The organism is Methanoculleus sp. 10, from assembly GCF_913757945.1.
Taxonomy (GTDB): Archaea; Halobacteriota; Methanomicrobia; order Methanomicrobiales; family Methanoculleaceae; genus Methanoculleus.
The window spans coordinates 107,143-127,802 of record NZ_CAJYDP010000009.1; the positions used below are offsets into that span (position 1 = coordinate 107,143).

Consider the following 20,660-nt stretch of genomic DNA (forward strand, 5'->3'; position numbering starts at 1 on the left):
CTATATGGTCATCACAAGATTTCAACACGGTAATTGCCCATGGGTTCTCTATCCCGCATATCCATGAAGCGGAGCCCTGTTATCCCATCCAGCGATCCAGGATAGAACAGAATCGTCGGTACCATTGTTTTGCCTTCCAGCTTATCCAGCAGCACGTGCATCTGGTAGAGATCCGGTGCCATTGCTGCGACATGGATAAGAAAAACGACATGTGTCTCAGAATCGAGGCTTTCGAGGCGCTTTGCAATCTTCTCGACGAGTGGACAGCGATCATTGTCGGAAAAATACGTGATTACCTGATCCTGTGCCTCCAGGAAGCCGGAATCCTTCTCAAGTTCTACAACTGCGCTATATCCTTCGATCGGGTTCTGCTGTTCGATCGCCGTCAGTGATTCCCACAGGAGCTCTTCCATTGAAAGACAGACAATGTGTTTTCCTTCGTTTTCCAGTTGAATCCCGATGTTTGTTATCAATCGTCGCAGTTTCCACTCCTCGCTTGGAGCGTAGTGAAAAATCAGGAACGGCAACGTCTTGATAGGATTCAATTTCAGAGGTCGCTTTTTCAATTTCCGCTCAAGATCCGCGAATCTACTTTCGAGTGAGGACATCTGCATACTCCCTGAGTGATTGGGTGGGAAAATCGATTCGGATGACCGATCCCGCTCCGTGATAGTTCAACAACCCTTCCTGATGGCATTCGAGGAAAAATCGCTCTACTGACCGGGGGTTCAAGAAAAATAGACTCCAGTCCGGGTGATTTACCAATTTTTCCCCTGGATTGCCTTCATTGTACAGGTATAGAGCAATAAACGCAAACGCTTGATTTGGGAGATAAAACGGGGCGATCTTTTTATTTACCCCGCCTTCCAGAATGCCAAAATCGCGCAGTGTGGCCATGAGGTGGCGTGTTACTTCGATTATGGTGTTTTCTGACCACCGCGTTGTCGTTTTCCCTTCATTGACAAACTTATAGATCTCTTGTTTCATTTCATCGACGGTGATACTCTTCTGACCTCGCATCGCATAAGTCTCCAGGATCCTGGTTGTATCGTAGAGCAATTTGTCTGCTTTTGCCGAAAAGTAAAATAAAATCGGATGCAGCACCTCATTTGCGACGTTACTCTTTACAAGACATGCCAGTGCGGATGCCACATCAGGGTCAAAGAAATAGCGTTGATGGAATATTTTGAGTTCATCTTCGATCCGTGATCGTGATGATTTGCCGAATATGTTCTGTTCCCGAATGCGTGAAAAGTTCTCTCCTATCGACGCACCCTCATCCCAAAAATCAAGAAGCGTCTTTGTGTCGTCCAATTGGGCTGTTGCCTTGATAATTTTCGAGGTATATCGTGAGTGCCCAATTGAAGATGTATACTTTGTTCTCTTCGCAGTGCTCATCAGGAGGAGACTTCACAATTAAAACAGATAATTGTAACGATTTAGAGTCTCTAGATGATGTTAATCAGTCTGTTTTCTGAGTTCGCTCAGTGTAGCATGCGTATGTCATCTCTAATATCCCAGTTCCTAGATCGAATCTGCATGGCTTTATCCACTAAAGGTTCTTCATACTTTTCTGCCAAGCACGTTTGCGTATCTTACGTTTTAGGATGACTTCAGTGTCTGAGTATGCTTCCCCGACAAGGAGTCTGGCAAAAAGACCGGAAACAAGGCTTAGATGATCTATTCGATGATTTTGGGCATGTGTATATTAGAAAATTCAAAAAACCTAAATTAGTTTGCATCAAACTCCTCTCTATGGGCTTTCTCGATAAACTAGCAAAGACGCTCGACCTCTGGTTGGCGGATGAAGAAGCGGAAGACGTCAACTACCAAAAAGGAACGGACTTCGAGGCACACGTCGCAGGCCTTTTCACCCGGAGGTCAGACTACTTCGCCATCAGTGACTGGACGCGGGACAACCACGACAAGAGTAAGGGCATCTACGTGGAATCCAACACCAACCCCGATCTCGTTATCCGCTACAAGCCGACGAACGAGAAATTTGCCGTCGAATGCAAATATCGCTCCGGATTTTACAGGAGCCAGAAGATCAATGGGCCCGTTGTCAAATGGGCGGCCCCCGACCAGATCAAGAGATACAACGCCTACTCCCGGTCAAACCGTATCCCTGTATTCGTGGTGGTCGGTGTCGGAGGCAGTCCGAAAAAGCCGGCAACGATGTTCTGTATTCCCCTCAACGATGCAAAATATCCGGAGATCTTCCCGAGCGTCTTTGAAAAATACGAGCGCGATCCCGGCAAGACCTTCTTCTGGCGGGACGGGATGCTGAAGTAACCCCCCGCCGAGCACCCGCACAATCACCGCCACCACCCCGCCGCTCACGACCGACTGGCGTACCCACTCTACGGGCTCACAGAGAAGGAGATCGCAATCGTGGAGGGAGCGGCCTGACGTTCCGGGTCGGTTGAATCCGCCAGGGGTTTTTATCACGTGATGAAAGGGGATTCCTCCCCCGGGCAGAGCGGGACGCCGCTGCAACCTCAGCCGGAAGCCGTCCCGGCCATATCCCGGAGGTGCTGCATAATCCGGTCTTTGTTCCCCGGCAGATTTGAGAACTGCTTATCGCAGACATCGCTGAACTTCGCGAGGGCCTTGCGGTTGACCTCCTCCTGATCCTCGAATATGCCGACCGAGACGAAGGGCCGCCCCCACTTCTCGAACTGCAGAATGTTTATCGTCGCGTCACGAACCCGGTCGTCGTTCGCGAGCGCAAAGATGTAGATCGGCCTCTGCATGCCGTTGATCCTGCAGTCAACGGTGTATTTCCCTTCCGGATCATGCTCGGGATCGTGCCAGTCAAACTCCCTGCGCCCCTCAGGGACAGCCTCCTCGATGAGCGCACGGAGATCCTCCAGGAACGTGGAGTAAACGCGCGATCTCGACAGATACGTAAGATCCGATATCCGGATCAGCGCCTGGATGAAACTCCAGAGGGCATCCCCAAACCGGTCGCCCGTGATGCGAATAGCGAGCTCGCCCCGGTTGTTCTCCAGCCCGAACCGGGACAGCACACTCGCGATCACCTTCTGGCGGGTTCCCCGCTCTAACTCCCTTGCGTCGATCGAGTAGGTCAGGTGCATGAGGGTATGCCCCTCATCCGTCAGCGTCCAGGCGCCGTCCTCATCCTTCAGGACGATCGCGAGGTTATCCCCATCGTCAAAGACAAACGGTGTGAAGACCCGATACCGGTTGATACCCTCCGGGCGGAGATGGATCTGGCTGCAGACCTTCCTCCGAAACTCCTCTTCGATCGCCTCGATTGCCATTGGTTATATCCCCCAGTCGGTAAGATCCTTCGTGGTTACCGCTGAACCCTCAAACCCGCAGTCGTTGAACATGCTCTTCAGCGCGCCGTGGTGATCCGGGTACCGGTCTGTCGGAACCGCATACCCATCCTCGTTCCAGCCCGCGGTCTGGTAGCGCTCTGTTGCAGTATGGATGTGGAAATCATAAAACTTCTCCTGCTCAAGCCTGTTCGTGTGTTCGTGACTTTTCCCGTTATATCGGCGTAGCCGGAACACCTGGTTTGTGTTTGGAATGATATAGCCGAGGATCACGGAGAAGTCCAGCGAGTTGAATAGACTTTGCCGAAATATTAACCTGAACCGGGATTGATTCGCACCCTCTATACCGATCTCGTACTCCTTATGGCCGCCCTTCTCTTTAGGGCGAAATCTCCTGGAGAAATCTCCCGGCAGCGGCTTGGCCTCTCTGAGTAACGCATCGATCTCATCATCAGTGAGCCGCAAATTCATTCAGGTAGCCTCCACCTGAGTACTATTTCATTTCAATGATTCTACGGTCGCCGGGGAGAAAGATAACTATTTCCATAACCACGGGTGTGAGAACTGTCCTCCGCATATGGAGAGCAGCTCGTCTCCCTCGAGCTGAATGAACGGCAGATCGCTTCCCTACACCACCTGAAGAGCGGGGGTTCCATCTCAAACCCGGAGTGTCAGCGCCTCTACAATGGTAAGAAGTCGCCTGCAACGCGGGATCTTACCGCCATGGTTCAACGAGGCATTCTCCGTAAAGAGGGAACGGCAGGAGCGGGCGTGCGCTACTCGTTGAGGTATGCAACGGAAGAGGGATCGTAGAGGATCAACGTAGGTCAAAAGGGATCATCAATTGGCCCATAATGGGCTCATCCATGGGTGCAGTTGAATCCTCGAAACCAGAGCAGGTGCATCCAATCCCCTGAAACTACTACTATGGCCGTTTTGTAATTGGCTCACGTCTCCCGCCGATTGCAGCCGGCATGCCCCCAACTGTACCCAGGCAGACCGGGACCGAACGGCAGGGCGAAGACGCCATGTCCTTCTACCACGTATTCCTCCGGCGGGGTGTAACAATGCACAGGAAACATCGTATGAAACAGTGCCTCATCCAGTTTCTCTGGCCTCACCCCCCGCCGAGCACCCTCACAATCACCGCCACCACCCCGCCCACGACCCCGCCGGCCCCGGCGCTGATCGTCGAAACCCTCCGCTCCTCGCCGGCTTTCTCCGCTCGCCAGCCCTCCAGCGCCCGGATCCGGCTCTCAAAATCCTCATCGCATCGTTCCATTTTCTGCAGCATTTTACAGATCCACTTTACGTCCCGGTTCGTCTCGTAGACGAGCTCCCGCGTGGTCTTCTCATTGGTCATCCAGGTAACCCTCCTGGGTGACAGTAGGACGCCGAAGACAAAATGCCTGACCGTAAGGATTATATTGGCGAATCAGAGCCCAATATGGGCTCCCCGATAAAGTCAGACTGATATCCCCCCGCGCCAACCTTATGATCGTCTGTCATATTCCCGGGAGCATACAGACATGGAGCAAAACCCATGGCAGACTTCGTGCAGAAGACCGTGAACAAGACGGCGGTCCGGGATCTCACCGTCCCGATCGCCAGCGTAACGTCGTTTAACGCCCTCGTCCAGGCCGTCATCGACGACAACCCCTTCGGGTGCGTCGGGTATACGACCAAAGCCGGCGAGACCATCGCGGCGGTCGTCCGGAACCGCGAGCACTACACCGCGAAGGTGAATTTCGTCGACGAGACGACCGGCAAGCGGGTCGGGACCGTCTCCCTGCAGTCCCCCTCGATCGCCGCGTTCAATGCGAACATCGCGGAGGTCCTCGCGAACACCGCCCTCGCGACCGCGATGGGCGGCGTGGCCGAGCGGAACCCCGCTGGCGAGAGTTACTACTGCCAGCTCAGGTGCCACGACCCCTCCGGCGACGACTACTACGTCACCTTCACCCGAAAGACCGTCCGGATCTCGTCCTACCAGGACGACGCCATCCGCGCCGCGGTCGAGGACTGGGCCGACGCGGTGCCCGCGCTCCGGTGAGAGGGGATAACCCCCACTTTCACTTTCACCCCGCACACGGCTCCCCGTTAATAACTACCTCATCTCCAGACTGAGGTATGACACATTCATCCCTTCTCCGCCACGATCAGACCCTCTTCCGCGACCCCGAGGCCTTTGAGCCCACGTTCGTCCCCGACCACCTCCACCACCGCGACGCCCAGGTCCGGGAACTCGCCTTCCTCATCCCCTCCGCTACGCTCCCGACGAGGTCTTTGCGGCGTGTGCCCGGGGCGGGACTCCGTCCCCGGGATGATCCGGCGAAAAGGCTGAACAGGTCGGCACTCCCAATCCTGCCGGCAATTCACGATCCCGGCCTGCTCCTTCCAAATTTTCTTTTTTGATAAAGAAACGTTTATATGGGGTCCGATGCCCAATTCAGGGCCTGTGGATCATCCTTTTAACCGGGGGAGCCTGAGAATGATGTATGCGCCGGGCATCTTCCCGGTGCGAGGTAACGACCATGCAACACGACAGAAGAACCCCCGATGGGGGAGGACCCGGGGGCGGCGGCCGCAGCCCGGATCCGACGGCAGAGCCTCTCCGGGAGAACCGGGCCGCCGGCGGTAAAGTCAGACTGATAACGTTCCAGGGCGAGGAAACAGAATGCAGCACAGAGACAGGATAGACGGCAGCCCACGGGATGAAACGTACGCCAATATCGATTCACACGGGACTGCCGATAACACTTCTCCGCCCAGAGTGATAAGACCATCTCCTGAGGAAGAACGCGCCGGCACTGTCCCGCTCTTCCTCATCCCGCGGGCGGTGGCGGATGTAATCCGGCGGTATGGACGGGCTGTGCGGGAGATCCATGTACGGAGGACCCGGAACCACCACTACACGGTCAGCGTCGAGCGGGGGCGCCCATGATGCCTGAGCCGGGCACCCTTGCCGGCACATCGGCCGGCGGGCTCATCGTCCATGTCGAGGGGGAACGCTGCCGGATAGCGCCCGCTGATGTCCGGGCGCTCATCTTCTTTGGCCGGCCGGCCCCGGTCGTCCGGGAGCGGGTGCGGCGGGCAAGCGGCACCATCACGGGGGAAGTGACGATCGAGGGGTACGCGGCGCTGAATGCCGCGGGGAAAGTGGTGGTGATCCGGACCCGGGAGGGTGCCTGGACCGTCCCGCTCGCCTCCCTCCGGCGGGTCGCCTGCGGAGAGGCGGCAAGCGCCCCCCTCTTTTCGGAGGTGGAGGTATGAACGAGATCCTCCAGACAGCAGCGATCCTCGCCCCCAGCAGCGTGATCGAGGTCCGGGCGCTCGCCGACGGCGTGACGCACTCCGGCTACTTCGACGATTACGAACGCCTCGCCCGGGCCGTCGAGGCCCTCGACGCCGATCCCGCGGTCGCCGGGATCTACGTCACCTTAAACACCCCAAACCCCGCCCTCCTTGCCCGGCGGGCGAACCGGATCAAGATGCGTCTCTCGCGCAAAGATGCGACGACCGCTGATGCCGACATTGTCCGCCGGCGCTGGTTCCCGATCGACATCGACCCGGTGCGGCCGAGCGGGGTCTCGTCGACGGATGAAGAGCACGATGCGGCGCTCAACGCAGCGGATCGGATTGCCGGCTACCTCGCGGAGCAGGGGTTCCCTTCGCCCATCAAAGCCGACTCCGGGAACGGGGCACATCTCCTCTACCGGATCGACCTCGAAAACGACGAAACGGCCACTGCACTCGTGAAGGGGGCACTCACCACCCTCGACGCCCTCTTCTCGAACGAGACGATCACCGTCGACACCGCGAACTATAACGCCGCCCGGATCTGGAAGCTCTACGGGACGCTCTCAAGAAAGGGCGACTCAACAGAGGAGCGCCCCCACCGGCGGGCGAAGATCCTCGCGGCTCCAGAAGAGATGGTGATTGTTCCCGTGGAGCGGCTGCAGCACCTCGCCGGACTCCTCCCCCGGGACGAACCTCCCCGATCGAAGAATACCGCCGGCATCGACCTCGCCGCCTGGCTCGCGGAGCACGGCATCGCCGTCCGGAGCACAAGGCCTTGGCAGGGCGGCACCCTCTACGTCCTCGCCGAATGCCCGTTCTCGTCGGCCCACCGGGACGGCGCGTTTGCCATCCAGTTCGCAAACGGCGCCGTCTTCGCCGGCTGCCACCACGCGACCTGCGGCGGAGGAGCGCAGCGCTGGCCGGAACTCCGGGGGATGTACGAGCCAAAACGGACCCCGAAGCGGGAGAAAAAAGAACAAGAGGAGAAGCCAACCCCTCCCCCGATCCCTGACGAGTACCGCGAGCGTGCCCTTGAGATCCTCCGGACCGGCGACCCCCTCGCCTTCCTGCTCGATACGTTCAACAGGAGCCATGTTGGGGACCGCACCGTCGCGGAGTGCCTCGTGATGTCCCTTGCCTCCCAGTCGGTCGAGAACACGAACGGCCTCCATGTCTCCATCTCCGGCAACTCCGGGAAGGGGAAGAGCCACGCCTGCACGACGATGCTCCGGCAGATCCCGGAAGAGTACCGCCTCGCCGGCACGGTCTCCGACAAGGCCCTCTATTATAACGACGGCATTCAGCCGGGCACCGCCTTCCTCTTTGATGACGTCTCGCTCTCCGACGACCTTCAGGAGGTCCTCAAATCCGCGACCGCGAACTTCCGCGAGCAGATTGAGCACCAGACAGTCACCCCGGACCGCAAACTCCAGATCTGCCGCATTCCGGAACGGTGTGTCTGGTGGCTCGCGAAGGTCGAGGATGCCGGCGACGACCAGGTGATGAACCGGATGCTGACGGTCTGGATCGACGACTCGGCGGAGCAGGACGCACGGGTGCTTCGACACATAAAGGAGGTGGAAGCCCGAGAGGGCGCCGGCGATGAGCAGGAGAACAACGACCTCCTCACCGCCAGGGCGATCTGGACGATCCTTAAGGAGGAGATGCTCCATGTCTCGGTCCCCTACGCGAGAAGCATCCAGTTCTCAAACGCCGGCAACCGCCGCAACCCGGGCATCCTCTTTGACCTGATCAAGTGCCACGCCCTCCTCTTCCGGTTCCAGCGGGAGAAATCCGCAAGCGGGATCCGGGCAAACCGGGATGATTTTTTTGCGGCGGCCCGGGTCTATGCGGCCATCAACGGTGAGGCCGGCGGCCAGGAGACGAAGCTGACGAAGAACGAGGCCGCAGCGCTCTCGACGGTGGCCATGATGGGTTGGGAGCAGTTCACAGCCCGGATGCTCCAGGAGGCGCTCGGGCTATCGTACCAGCAGACCTACCGGATCCTCCACGGCTATGTGAGCCGTGGGACAACCTACTCGGGCCTCCTCGCGAAGTGCCCGGCGATCAGCTACGTTGATGCGCTGTTCACCGAGGATAATTGCGGCTATACCGTGCGGCGGCGAGAGAACCTCTTCTCGTTCGATCTTGAGGTCTACCGGCAGTGGGCACGCGGGGCAGAGGTATGGCTCGATGATGGCGGGGACCAGGATGGTGATCCCGGCCCCGATGACTCTTTCAGCATTACAGCAGGTTTACAGCAGAATTTCAGCAGATGCTGTAAGGATCACTCTCCTCAAAACGGTGCTGAATCAGGGAATACTGGTACAGAGAGAGACGCATCTCTCTCTACTGATCATAATATACAGCAAAAGAGGAACCCACATAGTTCGATCGATCTTCGGGTCTCTGAGGGTGTGCATGTGTGTGAACCCCGGAATGCTGTAACCACAGCCCCGATAACGCCGGATACATCCACAAATGGGAATTCCCTGCGTTTTATCCGGCCGTTCGATTTCAGCACACTCCGTAAACCGCTGAAAACTACTGAAAGTGGAGGGGGATTGCTGAAAGCAAGTGCGGGGGGAACCGTGCCCCTGCCCGGGGTGCTGGTCCCCCCGATGTTTGAACGGACAAAGGTGGAACTCGGCCGGTGCGATGTCTGCGGGGAGAGGAAGGCGGTCTACCGCTCGCAGGAGGCGCGGACAACGATCTGTGAGGGGTGCTACTCGCGGCTGGTCCGGGAGTGGAACAGAGGGGAGGGGGTGCGGTGATCCCCGGCACCCCCTCCTCCCGAAACCTCCAGAACCCGCTCCACCTCCCCGAACCTAAAACCGGCGCCTTTAAGGCAACCAGCAGGGATAACAACCTCTATCGAGAGGCGGTTAGATGGTCAGGTTCCTGCACACAGCCGATTGGCAGATCGGCATGAAAGCGGCCCATGCCGGGGAAAAAGCGAAAGTTGTCAGGCAAAAGAGGTTTGATGCGGCCAGCCGTATCGTTGAACTCGCAGAAGAGAAGGACGTCGACTTCGTGCTCCTCGCCGGCGATACATTTGAGCATCACAACGTGGATAACGCCGCCGTGAAGCGGACGGTCGACACCCTCAACCGGCTCGGCCCAACACCCGTCTATCTCCTGCCAGGCAACCACGACCCCCTGGTGCCGGGGGGCGTCTGGGATAGGGATGCCTGGGAACGGATCGGCTCCCACGTCACCCTGCTTCGCGAGCCACAGGAGTACTGTTTCGACGACGACGTCGCCCTCTACGCATGCCCGCTCGCCCAGAAGCAGAGCAGCCTTGACCCGACCGCCTGGATCCCACGCCGCGAGGACGGAGACGACCGGATCCGCATCGGTGTCGCGCACGGGTCCCTCAACATCCTGCCGGGTACCATGAACTTCCCTATAGCCGGCGATCGCCCGGAGCAGAGCGGGCTTGACTACCTTGCGCTCGGGGACTGGCATAGCCATCTGACTTCCGGGCGAGCGGTATACCCGGGCACGATGGAGCCCACCGGTTTCAGCGAAAAGGACTCCGGTAACGTGCTCATCGTCGAGATCGAAGAAGCACATGCGGAACCACAGATCGAGGCCTGTCCTGTCAACTCCCTGACATGGGTCAATACCGCCCCGGAGATTAGCACGGTAGACGATGTCGAGATGCTCGATAGAACCATACGAGGTCTGGGGCCGCTGACGTCGCTCCTCCTCAAAGTCTCCCCGGACCTCAGCGGGTGTACCGACGGCAAAGCCCTGGAACGCCTGGAGACGCTGCGGGAAGAACTCAGGGAGAGCGTCTTCTTCTTGGAGTGGACCGACCCCATTCGCCTGCCCATCATTGGCGAAGGATCGGACCAGATCCCGGATGGGATACTCAGCCAGGTGGACGAGACCCTTGCCACCATCCTTGACGGCCGCATCCCAGGAGGATCCGGGCACCAGTTCGCAGACCGCGACCCGGGGGTCGTCCTGGCTGCGCGGATGCTCCTGCATCGCATTGCCGGGGGGCGATCGGCATGATCGTCGAAGAGATCACTATCCGGAACTGGCGCAGTTACCGCGAGCCGCACACGTTCCGGTTTGATGAGGGGTTCAACCTCCTCGTCGGCCGCAACGAGGCCGGGAAATCGACCCTGTTTGAGGCATTCACCCGGGTCCTCTTCGACCGGCACACCTCTGCAGCCGAGAAGATCCGGCAGATCCAGCCGCTGGAAAGCTCGCTTGCCCCCGAGGCAACGATCATCTTCCGGGTGAACGGCGATCGATACAGAGTCCGGAAACGGTTCCTGCAAGATCCTGCTGCTGAATTTTCCGTCTGCCGGGGTAACCGTTGGGAGCTCAAGCATGAGGGAGACGCAGCGGACGGTGCAGTGCGGGAGATCTTACGGGGAGAGATCCCCGGGCGGGCGTCACAACCAGAGCACCGGGGACTCTGCCAGGCGCTCTGGTACCTCCAGGGCGACGCCCCTCTCCCGGAAAAGGCATGGGCAGAAGGCGTGAAAGAGGGACTGTCGGGATTCGTCTCCCTGGTTGCGAGATCCCCGGAGGAAGACCGGATTCTTCAGCGGATTGAAGAGGGGTATAAGATATCCTATACGCCGACCGGCAAGGTAAAGTCGGGAAGCCTGCCTGATCTCTTCCAGAAGAAGATCCCGGAACTTGAGAGAGAACTGCAGGCACTCCATGGGCGCGCCCGGGGCGTGGAAGATCTTCGATTAGAACTGGAAGACCTTGCCGAACAGCAGCGGTTGAAGGCCGAAGCGCTAAAAGCCGCCCGCACCGAAGTCGCTGCTCTTCAACACAAACTCGAAGAGGGGGCCGCTCTCGAGGAGGAGAAGAGGCAGAAGGAAGAGATTGTGCGGCAGGCCGAAGCGAACAAAAAGAAAGTCGCAAGCGATCGTGGCGCGATAGACAACCGTATAAGAAAGATCGAAGAGGGCAACAAGACTCTCGCAGAGAAACAGCGTGAGGCAGATGATCTCCAGGCTGAAGTCCGCATGGAGCAGCGAGCGGCTGAGAAACATCACGAAACCTGGAAGGAGACCCATGAGCCCGTGCTGCGGCAGGTGGAGACGGAACTTGCCACCCTCCAGGCGATAGAGCGGACCCGGCGGCTCGAAGAGCAGGCGAAGAGTGTTCGGGAACAGATCGAGAGTATTCAGGCCGCTGAGACAGAACTCCAGCATCAGGAGCATGAACTCTCTGCAACGCCCCTGCCGACGAAGAAGGATCTCGAAACGTACCGGGAGCAGAAACTGCAACTTGCCACCCTCCGCGGCCAGATTGAGCAGGCGGCCATCCGTATCGGGTTTGATCTGCAGGTAGAGAACGCATCGATCACCGCAGACCCGGAGGCCGAACATCTCACTGAGGATGGTGAGTATCTCGTTCTTGGTCCGACAACGTTCGCTATCGGGGACCTTGGGACGATCCACGTGCGGGGTGGCGGCTCATCGCTCGAAGACCTGCAGGCAAAGGCACAATCTCTTACGGCCGCATTTGCGTCGGTTTTTGAACGGTTCGGCGTGACGGAGGAGCAGGAACTCTATGATCTCCAGCAGCGCCGTCAGGACCTTGAGCGTGAGATCAAACAACTCAAGAAGGCCCTTAGAGACCTCACTCCCGAAGAAGGGCTTGAGCAGCTTAAAGCAGATGTTGTCCGGATCCAGCAGATGATCACAAACGAGAAGAGCAAGAACAACGTGGCGCCTCCAGAATGGCAACACCTATCAGACGATGTTATCCGGGAGATGTCTGAAGGCCGCACAGCGACGAAGAAGGAACTTACAAAAGCCATTGAGCATGAGCAGCAAAAAGAGGCTGAGGCCCGGACTGCCCATGATGAGGCGCTCCAGAAAGCGCAAGTTGCATCCAACCGCCTGGTAGAACTCCGGACACAGGTGAGAGGGCTGGAGCATCAAAATGCCGATGTATTGAAGTCATACGGCACCTACGAGCACCTGCAGGAGACGCTCGCGAACGAGACCGCGGCATTTGAGCAGGCACGTGAGGATCTTGCAGTCATCCTTGCTGAGTATAAGATCCGGGTCGAAGAACCGAGGGCGCAGTATGAGGATGCTCTGGGCATTATCCGGGATCTTGAAGAGCAGATGCAGTCCGTCCGGGAGAAGATCATAGATAGAAAAGCCCGGATCGAGGCAGCGGTTGCCGAGGACTTCTACTCGAGGATTGGAGATCTGGAAGCGTCGCTCATAGTCGCGAAGCGCAGCCTCGACCAGGTCACCCGGCAGGCCGAAGCCGTAAAACTCCTGCGCGATATGGTGCAGGTGTTCAAGAAAGAGCAGACCACGGCACTCTCCGGCCCGGTAGCAGATCAGGTGAACCGCTGGCTTGTGCAGCTTACCGACGGGTCGTACGATTCGGTCAGGATGGATGAGAACATCTTCCCGGTTGGGGTGTCAAACCCGCAGTATAACGACGCATTACCGCTGGATTGCCTGAGTTATGGGACCCGCGAACAGGTTATCGTCCTCCTGCGCCTTGCGATGGGCGCCCTCTTGAGCAAAGACGAGCGGAACCTTGTCGTCATCGACGACCGGCTGGTGAACGCCGATCCCGTCCGGATGCGACGTCTCTGTCAGATCCTTGAGGAGGTGGCGGCGAACCATTGTCAGGTCGTCGTCGCCACCTGTAACGACACGCCGTATGCCGGGGTCCGGGGGAAGGCGATTCCGGTGCCGGGGACGGGAAGGATGGAGTGACGAGGTGTTATGACCGGAGACTATTCTCCACCACAGATGGGACTCTCCGGGACGCCTATCGCCGGGCGAGTGAGGCAGGGCGCCCGGGTTCGCTGGCCAGAGTTGTGGCCGTTCTGCGCCTCAGAGGATGCCCCCAGGATGTAATCAGGCACGATTCAAAATATCTAAGTTAAGCGGCATCAGATCCTACATTTCATGGGATTTCTCGATAAGTTATCAAAGACCCTCGATATCTGGATGTCAGGTGAAGAAGAGGAGGACAAAAATTATCATAAGGGGGTGGATTTCGAGGAATATATCGCCGGCCTCTTCACCCGGCGATCAGACTACTTTGCTATAAATGACTGGACGCGGGACAATTATGATAAGAGCAAGGGCATCTATGTAGAATCCAATACCAATCCGGATCTTGTTATCCGCTATAAGCCGACGAACGAGAAGTTTGCCATCGAATGTAAATACCGTTCAGGATTTTACAGGAGCCAGAAGGTCGCTGGTCCCGTCGTGAAATGGGCGTCCCCCGACCAGATTCGGCGGTATAATGCCTATTCAAAGTCGAATCAGATCCCGGTTTTTGTGGTGATCGGTGTCAGGGGCAGTCCGAAAAACCCGGAGATTATGTTCTGTATCCCACTTGAAGAGGCAAAATATCCGGAGATCTTTCCGAGTATTCTTGATAAATACGAACGAGACCCAAAAAAGACCTTCTTCTGGCGGGACGGGGTGTTGAAGTAACCATCCCTCACCCCCCACCGAGCACCCTCACCAGCACCGCCACCACCCCGCCCACGACCCCCGGCCCCGGCGCTCACCATTGAAACTCCCCACCAGCCCCTTAGTCCCTGGCTTATATCCCCTGCCGGGCCAGAACCCTGACCACCCCCGGCAAAGCCCTCCAGCCCCGAACCCGGCTGCAGGTCCCCCGCCGGCCATGGCTGGATGCGGGGTTCAGGGCGGGCTGCTCCAGCGGGAGGGGAGTCGGCGGCGGAGGCCCCGCACGAGCGAGAGGTACTCGTCGGGATGATCGACGCGACCGACCGGCAGATCGATCGGCTGATCTACGACCTCTATGGGCTCACGGCGGAGGAGATCGCGGTTGTGGAGGGGGCGGCCTGATGCGATGAAACCGTTCCGCAGATGGACTGTTACCGGTTCGACGGTGAGCCGCGAAGGGAGTGTGCCGGAAGAAACGTCGTTGTCGGGATGGTGAATACTCGCCGGCACACCCCTGCGGCTGGCAACCCGGGGGAAAAGCGTTATCCTGATCGGCGGGTAACAGGAGTATGATACATGCTTACGGCTGACGGCATCCTCGGTGCGCTGGCGGAACACCGCGAACGGATCAGGAGCCTGGGCGTCCGGCGGATCGGGGTCTTCGGGTCGTTTGCCCGGGGCGAAGAGCGTGAAGAGAGCGATATCGATATCCTCATCGAGTTCAAGGAAGGGGGGCGTTCCTTTGACACGTACATGGACCTCAAGTTCTTCCTCGAAGATCTCTTCGGGAGGAGAGTCGATCTCGTCGACCGCGATGCCATAAAGCCGGCTCTCGCACCGCACATCCTCCGGAGCGTCAGGTATGTCCCGGGAATATAACCTCTATCTCCGTGATATCCTTGAGGCTATCGGGAGAATTAACCGATACACCCGGGGAATGGACTACGAGGAGTTCCTGGCAAACGACCTGGTGCAGGACGGAGTCATCCGCAACCTCATGGTCATCGGTGAGGCCGTCAAACTCATTCCCGAACCGCTGAAATGCGAACATGCCGATATTTCCTGGAGAAAGATTGCAGGAATGCGCGACATCCTCATTCACGCATATTTCGGGATCCATAACGAGATTGTGTGGGACGTTATTAGAAACAAGATCCCGGAACTACAGGCTGCAGTCAGGCAGATGCTTGATGACGAGGCCGCCTGATCACCCTCTGCCGTGGTTTGGTACCCGGAAATGGCTTGCCCCGCCGACGTCACCCGCCACGACCACATGGTCGCTTGCGCATCCTGCCGGGATGGGTTGGAGAAGTAGTGTCAGGTCCGAAAGCCGCCGCGCCTCCCGGCCTCTTCCCCTCACCCGGTGAGTTCGACCTCGCCTGCCGCTGTGGACGTCCCTCATCGCGGAGCCGGTCTTTCCCCTCGACGCCGCTTGACATATCCTCCCTCAACCCTCCATCATCTATATCCCCGTATACCGTCATACACTGGGGTATGCCCCAGACCACCACCATCAAGATCGATACACAGCTCAAACACCGCCTCAATACGCTCAAACGGCATCCCCGCGAGACCTACAGTGATGTAATCCGGCGCCTGACCGAGATGGCCATCGATACGGAGCCGCTCTCTGAAGAGACGCTTGGCCGGATCAAAGAAGCCGTGGCGGATTTCCAGGCGGGACGATATGTAACCGAAGAAGAGATGGATAAAACCCTGGGCCTGTAATGTATGCCCTTATCTACTCTCCCGGTGCGCAAAAAGACTTCGCCGGACTCCCCCGGGACGTGGCGGTGAGAATCCATACATCCCTCAAAAGCATCAAGACGGATCCCTACAACCGCGTTAAGAAACTCGAAGGATCGCTTGCCGTCCCCCTCTACTCGTACAAAGTCGGCCAATACCGCTGCATCCTGACAATCGAAGACAACAAAGTGGTGATATTCGTCATCGAGATCGGGCACCGGAAGAACATCTATCGGAAGTACTGATCCCCTGGTTCGGAGCCTTCCAGTACCGACGACCCGGTGAAGGCCCCTCACCCCCACGCCTGAGCACCCTCACAATCACCGCCACCACCCCGCCGGCCCCGGCGCTCACTGTCGAAACCCGCCGCTCCGCCCGCCGCCGCTCCGCCCGCCACCCCTCCAGCACCCGGAACCGGGCCTCAAACGCCTCGCCCTGCGCCTCCATTCTCTGGAGCGCCCGGCAAATCCGCTTCACGTCCCGGTTCGTCTCGTACATGAGTTCCCGGGCGGTCTTCTCGCCCGTCATCCAGGTAACCTTCCTCGAGGATGATAGAACGGGGAAGGAAAAAAGCCTGACCGGAAGGGCTATTCCGGGGCATTCCGGGCGCAAAAAAAGCTTACCAGCCGCCCATCAGTCCCGTGAGCCGCCGTCTCTCCAGGAACGGGCCTCCCCGGCACTCTCCGCGCCGGCGAGTGCGGAGCGTCACGATCTCCTCCCTGAGTGCGGGGATGTCACGGTCCACAAACCCCCAGATCTCATCGGGATCCACGCGGAAGTATGCATAAACCAGGATGTTCCGAAGACCGATCACCTGTTTCCACGGAACGCCGGGAGAAGCGCTTCACAGACCCGGGGGAAGACGTGCGGCTGCCTCACCGATGATCTGGAGGTGGTGGATCATCCAGACCTGCACCAGTTCATCCCGCATGAACGTCTCGCGGCCTCGAACGGCATACCGCTCATCTCCTCGATTGCCTCAAGGATATCGAGGAGCCGATCGTTTCCGTCCCTCAGAGCGGAACCATCTCCTCAAGGATCCTCTGCCGGTACCGCTCCTTGAGCGCTTTTTCCGTCACCACATCCACCCGGCACCCGAGATCCTCTTCCAGGTCCTGGATGAGCGCGATATGGTCGAGGAGACTCCTGCCCTGTTCCATCTCCACCAGAAGGTCAAGATCGCTCTCCGGCCCCTCCTCGCCCCGGGCAACCGACCCGAAGACCCGCAGGTTCGTCGCGCCGTGCCGCCGGGCTATCGCAAGGATCCTGGACCGCTTTTCCCGGATCAACTCCATGGTGACAGGCATACCTCTTCAATACGTTCCATCGGGAGCCGGCGATATAAACCTGCCTCCCGGCGGTCCTTCCGCCGGAGCGGTCGCCTGATAGCCCATGCCGGTCACGCTCGCCCCGCTCAAGGCATACAGGTCCTCTGCTGACCGGGGGAGGGGAGCAGAGGAGGCGCTCGATCTCCGCCCCACCCTCAATCACGGGTGGGTCAACGACCGCCGACGAGATCCGGCCGGCTCTCCCGGCGAACGACACCCTCCGGCGGGAGGGGTTTGCCGGGACCGATGCCGGCCTCGCCCGTGGAGATGAGAACTGCACCCTGCACATCGCAAACGCCCGGCGGGCGGACCACCCGTTCGGATCCCGGCACGGCCCTCTTCATAGGAAGGGGCGCGAGGCCCGAAAAACCCATAGGGGAGGAAAAGCGGACCGGCCCCTCCCCCGCCCGCGGATCGCAAGCCGCGCATACAAGCGCTGGCGTCGCTTCGCCGGCGACGGACCCTGATTCGCGAGGAACAGGATCCGGCGCTTTCAGGAACCACCAGAAAGGAGAAAAGGGCCCCCGGGGGCAACAGAGTGAGAGGTTGTGCCTAATCGTACTCGCGCCACGTCTTCCCGCAGGCGGTGCAGCGGAAGAACCTGACCTCGCTCTCATCTGCCGCCCGCAGCTGCCGCAGCCACCAGTATGCCGTCGTGCACTCGCAGTCGGGGCACTTGACGGCCGCGGTCGGGAGGGTCGCTACCTTATCCTCTTCGTCGACGATGACGATCTCTTTTGTCACACGTTTGTCTGTCTTCTTCAATCGGTCGAGGTCGTTGATATCCCTGATATAACCGCACTTTTTGCACTTCAACTGACCACCGGACGATATCATCAGGCCTTTGCACTGTGGACAGAACATCATTATTACAAGTGGGGCACCGACCAAAATTAATCCTTGGTCGGCCGGGCGGCCGGGACTGCACAGACACCGATGCAACCGGATCGGGCGCACAAATGCTTTATTGCCGGATACGCCGAAAAGTAAAGGATGAAGGATTACCTGGTGCTCGTCTCCTGCATCTGCTTTCTCGTCTTCCTTGTCCCGGGACGGTTCCGGAAGTACTTCGCCATCGGCGGGTGGGCAAGCATCGTCGGATACCTCTTCCTCGAGCTCCCCTACTACTTCTCCATCAACAATTTCATGTACCCGGCGCTCGCCCTCCTCTCGGTCCCCTTCCTCGCCATCACCGTAAAACACCTGCTCCGCGGCGATCCCCGGGTGATGCAGCTCTCGACGATAGCAGCCGTGGCGTTCCTGATCTACGCCCCCTTCGGCTACATACCGGCGCTCGGGGACTGGCTGATTACCGCAGTCGCCGACCAGACCTCCGCCGTCCTCGCGGCGGCCGGGTACCCCGTGAACTTCAGCGCCTGGAACACGATGGAGCGCAACGGTTTCCAGACCGAGATCATCCTCGCCTGCACCGGGATCCAGAGCATCGCGATCATGCTCGGGGTCGCCTGGGGCGTGCCGTCGACGGCGAGACAGAAACTCGCCGGCTTTCTCCTGGTCCTCCCGACGATCTACATCCTGAACATCGTGCGCAACGTCTTCGTCATCACGGCATACACCGAGCAGTGGTTCCCCTACCTCCCCGCGATTGCCGGCAACGGCGAGTTCGGGTACGAGAGTTTCTTCTGGGCGCACAACGTCATGGCCGAACTCGGGGCGCTCGCCTTCCTCGTGATCCTCGCCTACGTCCTCTTTACGATCCTCCCCGAACTCGGCACCCTCGCCGACAGCCTCTACCGGCTCTACCGCGGTGAGGCGGAACGGATCCTCCGGCCGAAGGCCGGAGAATCCGGCCTGCAGCCGTAAGGGCGGGAGCGCGACCGCCGCCACGGCCCGCTCCTGTGCCGGGGGAAGATCCGGGCCCGGCACCACCCCCCCGGGGTCTCAACAACGCCCGATCCTCCGGGACCGATCCCCTCCCCGCGAGCGCGCGAGCCGCCGGGGCGGGGAGGTGTGACGCGGTGCCGCTTCCCGGTTGACGGCGCAGAGTCCGCGTCGAGAGAAGAGACGGGAAGGCAGCCTCCCCTCAGGAGTACTGCCGGTAGAGGTAGACGATCCGCTGGACCGCAGAGAGGTTCGTGCAGACCGCGATCAGGAGGACCGCAACCCAGATGTAGCCGGTCACGCCGCCGAGCACCAGCGCGAGGACCGTCTCCGGCCTGCCGAAGAAACCGACCCCCTCGAGGGGATCCTCGATCTTCCCGGCGATCCTCTCGCTGTAACCGATCTCCGCGTACGTGACCGGTTTGATGAAGGTGTTGATCAGCGACCCGGCAAGCGCGAGGCCGACGACACCGAAGTCGGCGACCGGCGGGACGTTCACGAGGTGGCTGACGATGGGGATACCGGAGAACCCCACGCCGAGGATGACCGCCGCATCGACGTATTTGTCCGCGACCCAGTCGAAGACGGCCCCGAACCTGCTCTCCGTGTGGTTCTTCCGGGCGACGTTCCCGTCCACCAGGTCAAGGATCGCCGAGACGACCAGCAGCAGGCTGCCCGCGAGAAAATACCGCTGGGTAAAGGCGAGTGCGCACGAGAAGCCGAAGAGCACGGAGAGCACCGAAACCTGGTTTGGCGTAACGCCCAGGCGTATGAAAAACGACGCGACCGGCTCTGTATATTTGATGAATTTCGGCCGCAACGAGGTTATATTCATCGCATAATTTATCAGCCCGAGAAGGGTTTAACCTTTGCTCCGCCGGGCGGGGCCGCACCACCGCACCGGGAACGCTGCATTCGGTCCGGAATCACCAGATTCTTAAACGCTCCCGCCAGATAGATCAGGGAGAAGGAGATCCAATGGCAGATCACGACAGGCCGCATGTGCTCATGATGTCAGAGATCACCGTCGACGGGAAGCTCACCCTGCGGCGCGGGGCATCCAGCAAGATCCTCATGAAGTACATGGCGCCCGAGACCGAGATCCTCCTTCACCGGACCCGGGCGGAGTGCGACGCCATCATGGTCGGAGCAAACACCATCAGGATCGACAACTCCTTCCTGACGGTCCGGTTGGTGGAGGGTAAAAGCCCGCTGCGCGTCATCCCGAGCAACCGGGGGGATATCCCGCCGGATGCAAACATCCTCGGGCCGGATGCCCGGACGGTCATCGCCGTCAGCGGGGCGGCACCGGCGGAGAAGGTCGCCCGGCTCCGGGAGAGCGGCGTCGACGTCGTTGTGGCGGGAGAAGACCAGGTCGACCTGCCGGAACTGATGCGGATCCTGAAGGCGGACTACAACGTCTCGCGGATGATGATCGAGGGCGGCCCCACCCTGAACTGGTCCATGCTGAACCACCGCCTCGTGGACGAGATACGCCTGATCCACCTGCCGTTCATCGTCGGCGGCGCCGACACCCCGTCCCTTGTCGGCGGCATGCACATCGAGACCGAGAACGATATGATCCGGCTCTCCCTCAAACGCCACTACATGTGCGGGAGCAACCTCGTCACCGAGTGGGACGTCCTCTACGACGGGCGCTTGCGGGGCTGAGGGACACACTACAGGGCAAATCCTTTTTT

Annotated in this window: 25 protein-coding genes; 14 read left to right on the forward strand and 11 right to left on the reverse strand. The window is 59.3% G+C overall.

Annotated elements, in window-relative coordinates:
* Positions 1-11 precede the first annotated feature (11 nt).
* Positions 12-608, reverse strand: a complete 597-nt coding sequence (locus QZ408_RS11490; RefSeq protein ID WP_292491678.1) for a BREX protein BrxB domain-containing protein — start codon at positions 606-608, stop codon at positions 12-14.
* A complete protein-coding gene (locus tag QZ408_RS11495) occupies positions 589-1,398 on the reverse strand; it encodes a BrxA family protein (protein WP_292491679.1) in 810 nt (269 codons plus the stop codon). The genes QZ408_RS11490 and QZ408_RS11495 overlap by 20 nt, the downstream gene beginning before the upstream one ends.
* 357 nt (positions 1,399-1,755) lie before the next feature.
* On the opposite strand from QZ408_RS11495, the gene QZ408_RS11500 reads away from it, so the two are divergent.
* Positions 1,756-2,295 carry a hypothetical protein gene (locus QZ408_RS11500; protein WP_292491680.1) on the forward strand — a complete coding sequence of 180 codons (540 nt, stop codon included), beginning with the start codon at positions 1,756-1,758 and terminating at the stop codon, positions 2,293-2,295.
* 206 nt (positions 2,296-2,501) lie between these two features.
* Here QZ408_RS11500 and QZ408_RS11505 read toward each other — a convergent pair whose 3' ends face one another.
* From QZ408_RS11505 to QZ408_RS11515, 3 genes are all read right to left on the reverse strand, one after another.
* On the reverse strand, positions 2,502-3,287 hold the full coding sequence (locus tag QZ408_RS11505; RefSeq protein ID WP_214166626.1) for a DUF1828 domain-containing protein: 786 nt from the start codon (positions 3,285-3,287) through the stop codon (positions 2,502-2,504).
* Positions 3,288-3,290: 3 nt separating this feature from the next.
* Positions 3,291-3,770: a hypothetical protein gene (locus QZ408_RS11510; protein WP_292491681.1), complete on the reverse strand. Its 480-nt coding sequence runs from the start codon at positions 3,768-3,770 to the stop codon at positions 3,291-3,293.
* Positions 3,771-4,422: 652 nt separating this feature from the next.
* Positions 4,423-4,668, reverse strand: coding sequence for a hypothetical protein (locus QZ408_RS11515; RefSeq protein WP_292491683.1), 246 nt, complete (start codon positions 4,666-4,668; stop codon positions 4,423-4,425).
* A 180-nt stretch (positions 4,669-4,848) separates the two neighbouring features.
* Between QZ408_RS11515 and QZ408_RS11520 the strand changes: the two genes are divergently transcribed.
* The 11 genes from QZ408_RS11520 (at position 4,849) to QZ408_RS11570 (ending at position 16,035) form a co-directional block, all read left to right on the forward strand.
* Entirely contained in the window at positions 4,849-5,358 is a 510-nt protein-coding gene (locus QZ408_RS11520; protein WP_292491684.1) for a hypothetical protein, read from the forward strand.
* Positions 5,359-5,435: 77 nt separating this feature from the next.
* Positions 5,436-5,720, forward strand: coding sequence for a hypothetical protein (locus QZ408_RS11525; protein ID WP_292491686.1), 285 nt, complete (start codon positions 5,436-5,438; stop codon positions 5,718-5,720).
* A 525-nt stretch (positions 5,721-6,245) separates the two neighbouring features.
* Positions 6,246-6,578 (forward strand): hypothetical protein, encoded by a 333-nt coding sequence (locus QZ408_RS11530; RefSeq protein WP_292491687.1) that lies wholly within the window; start codon positions 6,246-6,248, stop codon positions 6,576-6,578.
* On the forward strand, positions 6,575-9,379 hold the full coding sequence (locus QZ408_RS11535; protein WP_292491688.1) for a hypothetical protein: 2,805 nt from the start codon (positions 6,575-6,577) through the stop codon (positions 9,377-9,379). Before QZ408_RS11530 ends, QZ408_RS11535 begins: the two co-directional genes overlap by 4 nt.
* A 115-nt stretch (positions 9,380-9,494) precedes the next feature.
* Entirely contained in the window at positions 9,495-10,628 is a 1,134-nt protein-coding gene (locus QZ408_RS11540; RefSeq protein ID WP_292491689.1) for a DNA repair exonuclease, read from the forward strand.
* Positions 10,625-13,330 (forward strand): AAA family ATPase, encoded by a 2,706-nt coding sequence (locus QZ408_RS11545; protein ID WP_292491691.1) that lies wholly within the window; start codon positions 10,625-10,627, stop codon positions 13,328-13,330. The genes QZ408_RS11540 and QZ408_RS11545 overlap by 4 nt, the downstream gene beginning before the upstream one ends.
* 195 nt (positions 13,331-13,525) lie before the next feature.
* Entirely contained in the window at positions 13,526-14,065 is a 540-nt protein-coding gene (locus QZ408_RS11550) for a hypothetical protein (RefSeq protein ID WP_292491692.1), read from the forward strand.
* 555 nt (positions 14,066-14,620) lie between these two features.
* Positions 14,621-14,923: a nucleotidyltransferase family protein gene (locus tag QZ408_RS11555; protein ID WP_292364110.1), complete on the forward strand. Its 303-nt coding sequence runs from the start codon at positions 14,621-14,623 to the stop codon at positions 14,921-14,923.
* On the forward strand, positions 14,907-15,251 hold the full coding sequence (locus QZ408_RS11560) for a DUF86 domain-containing protein (RefSeq protein ID WP_292491693.1): 345 nt from the start codon (positions 14,907-14,909) through the stop codon (positions 15,249-15,251). The genes QZ408_RS11555 and QZ408_RS11560 overlap by 17 nt, the downstream gene beginning before the upstream one ends.
* Positions 15,252-15,538: 287 nt before the next feature.
* On the forward strand, positions 15,539-15,772 hold the full coding sequence (locus tag QZ408_RS11565; protein ID WP_292491694.1) for a hypothetical protein: 234 nt from the start codon (positions 15,539-15,541) through the stop codon (positions 15,770-15,772).
* Positions 15,773-15,837: 65 nt separating this feature from the next.
* Complete coding sequence (locus tag QZ408_RS11570) at positions 15,838-16,035, forward strand: type II toxin-antitoxin system RelE/ParE family toxin (RefSeq protein WP_292491695.1); 198 nt, start codon at positions 15,838-15,840, stop codon at positions 16,033-16,035.
* Here the strand turns inward: QZ408_RS11570 and QZ408_RS11575 are convergent.
* From QZ408_RS11575 to QZ408_RS11595, 5 genes are all read right to left on the reverse strand, one after another.
* Entirely contained in the window at positions 15,992-16,318 is a 327-nt protein-coding gene (locus QZ408_RS11575) for a hypothetical protein (RefSeq protein ID WP_292491696.1), read from the reverse strand. The genes QZ408_RS11570 and QZ408_RS11575 overlap by 44 nt on opposite strands.
* A 91-nt stretch (positions 16,319-16,409) precedes the next feature.
* Entirely contained in the window at positions 16,410-16,604 is a 195-nt protein-coding gene (locus QZ408_RS11580) for a HepT-like ribonuclease domain-containing protein (protein ID WP_292491697.1), read from the reverse strand.
* 199 nt (positions 16,605-16,803) lie between these two features.
* Positions 16,804-17,097 carry a nucleotidyltransferase family protein gene (locus tag QZ408_RS11585; RefSeq protein ID WP_292491698.1) on the reverse strand — a complete coding sequence of 98 codons (294 nt, stop codon included), beginning with the start codon at positions 17,095-17,097 and terminating at the stop codon, positions 16,804-16,806.
* A gap of 191 nt (positions 17,098-17,288) precedes the next feature.
* Positions 17,289-17,462 carry a hypothetical protein gene (locus QZ408_RS11590; protein WP_292491699.1) on the reverse strand — a complete coding sequence of 58 codons (174 nt, stop codon included), beginning with the start codon at positions 17,460-17,462 and terminating at the stop codon, positions 17,289-17,291.
* 208 nt (positions 17,463-17,670) lie between these two features.
* A complete protein-coding gene (locus QZ408_RS11595) occupies positions 17,671-17,985 on the reverse strand; it encodes a transcription factor S (RefSeq protein ID WP_292491701.1) in 315 nt (104 codons plus the stop codon).
* 126 nt (positions 17,986-18,111) lie between these two features.
* On the opposite strand from QZ408_RS11595, the gene artA reads away from it, so the two are divergent.
* On the forward strand, positions 18,112-18,942 hold the full coding sequence (gene artA, locus QZ408_RS11600; protein ID WP_292491703.1) for an archaeosortase A: 831 nt from the start codon (positions 18,112-18,114) through the stop codon (positions 18,940-18,942).
* A gap of 220 nt (positions 18,943-19,162) precedes the next feature.
* On the opposite strand, the gene QZ408_RS11605 is transcribed toward artA, so the two are convergent.
* The gene (locus tag QZ408_RS11605) at positions 19,163-19,795 is read right to left on the reverse strand and encodes a CDP-alcohol phosphatidyltransferase family protein (RefSeq protein ID WP_292491705.1); all 633 of its coding nucleotides are present in this window, start codon (positions 19,793-19,795) and stop codon (positions 19,163-19,165) included.
* Positions 19,796-19,938: 143 nt separating this feature from the next.
* Between QZ408_RS11605 and QZ408_RS11610 the strand changes: the two genes are divergently transcribed.
* The gene (locus QZ408_RS11610) at positions 19,939-20,631 is read left to right on the forward strand and encodes a dihydrofolate reductase family protein (RefSeq protein WP_292491706.1); all 693 of its coding nucleotides are present in this window, start codon (positions 19,939-19,941) and stop codon (positions 20,629-20,631) included.
* Positions 20,632-20,660 lie beyond the last annotated feature (29 nt).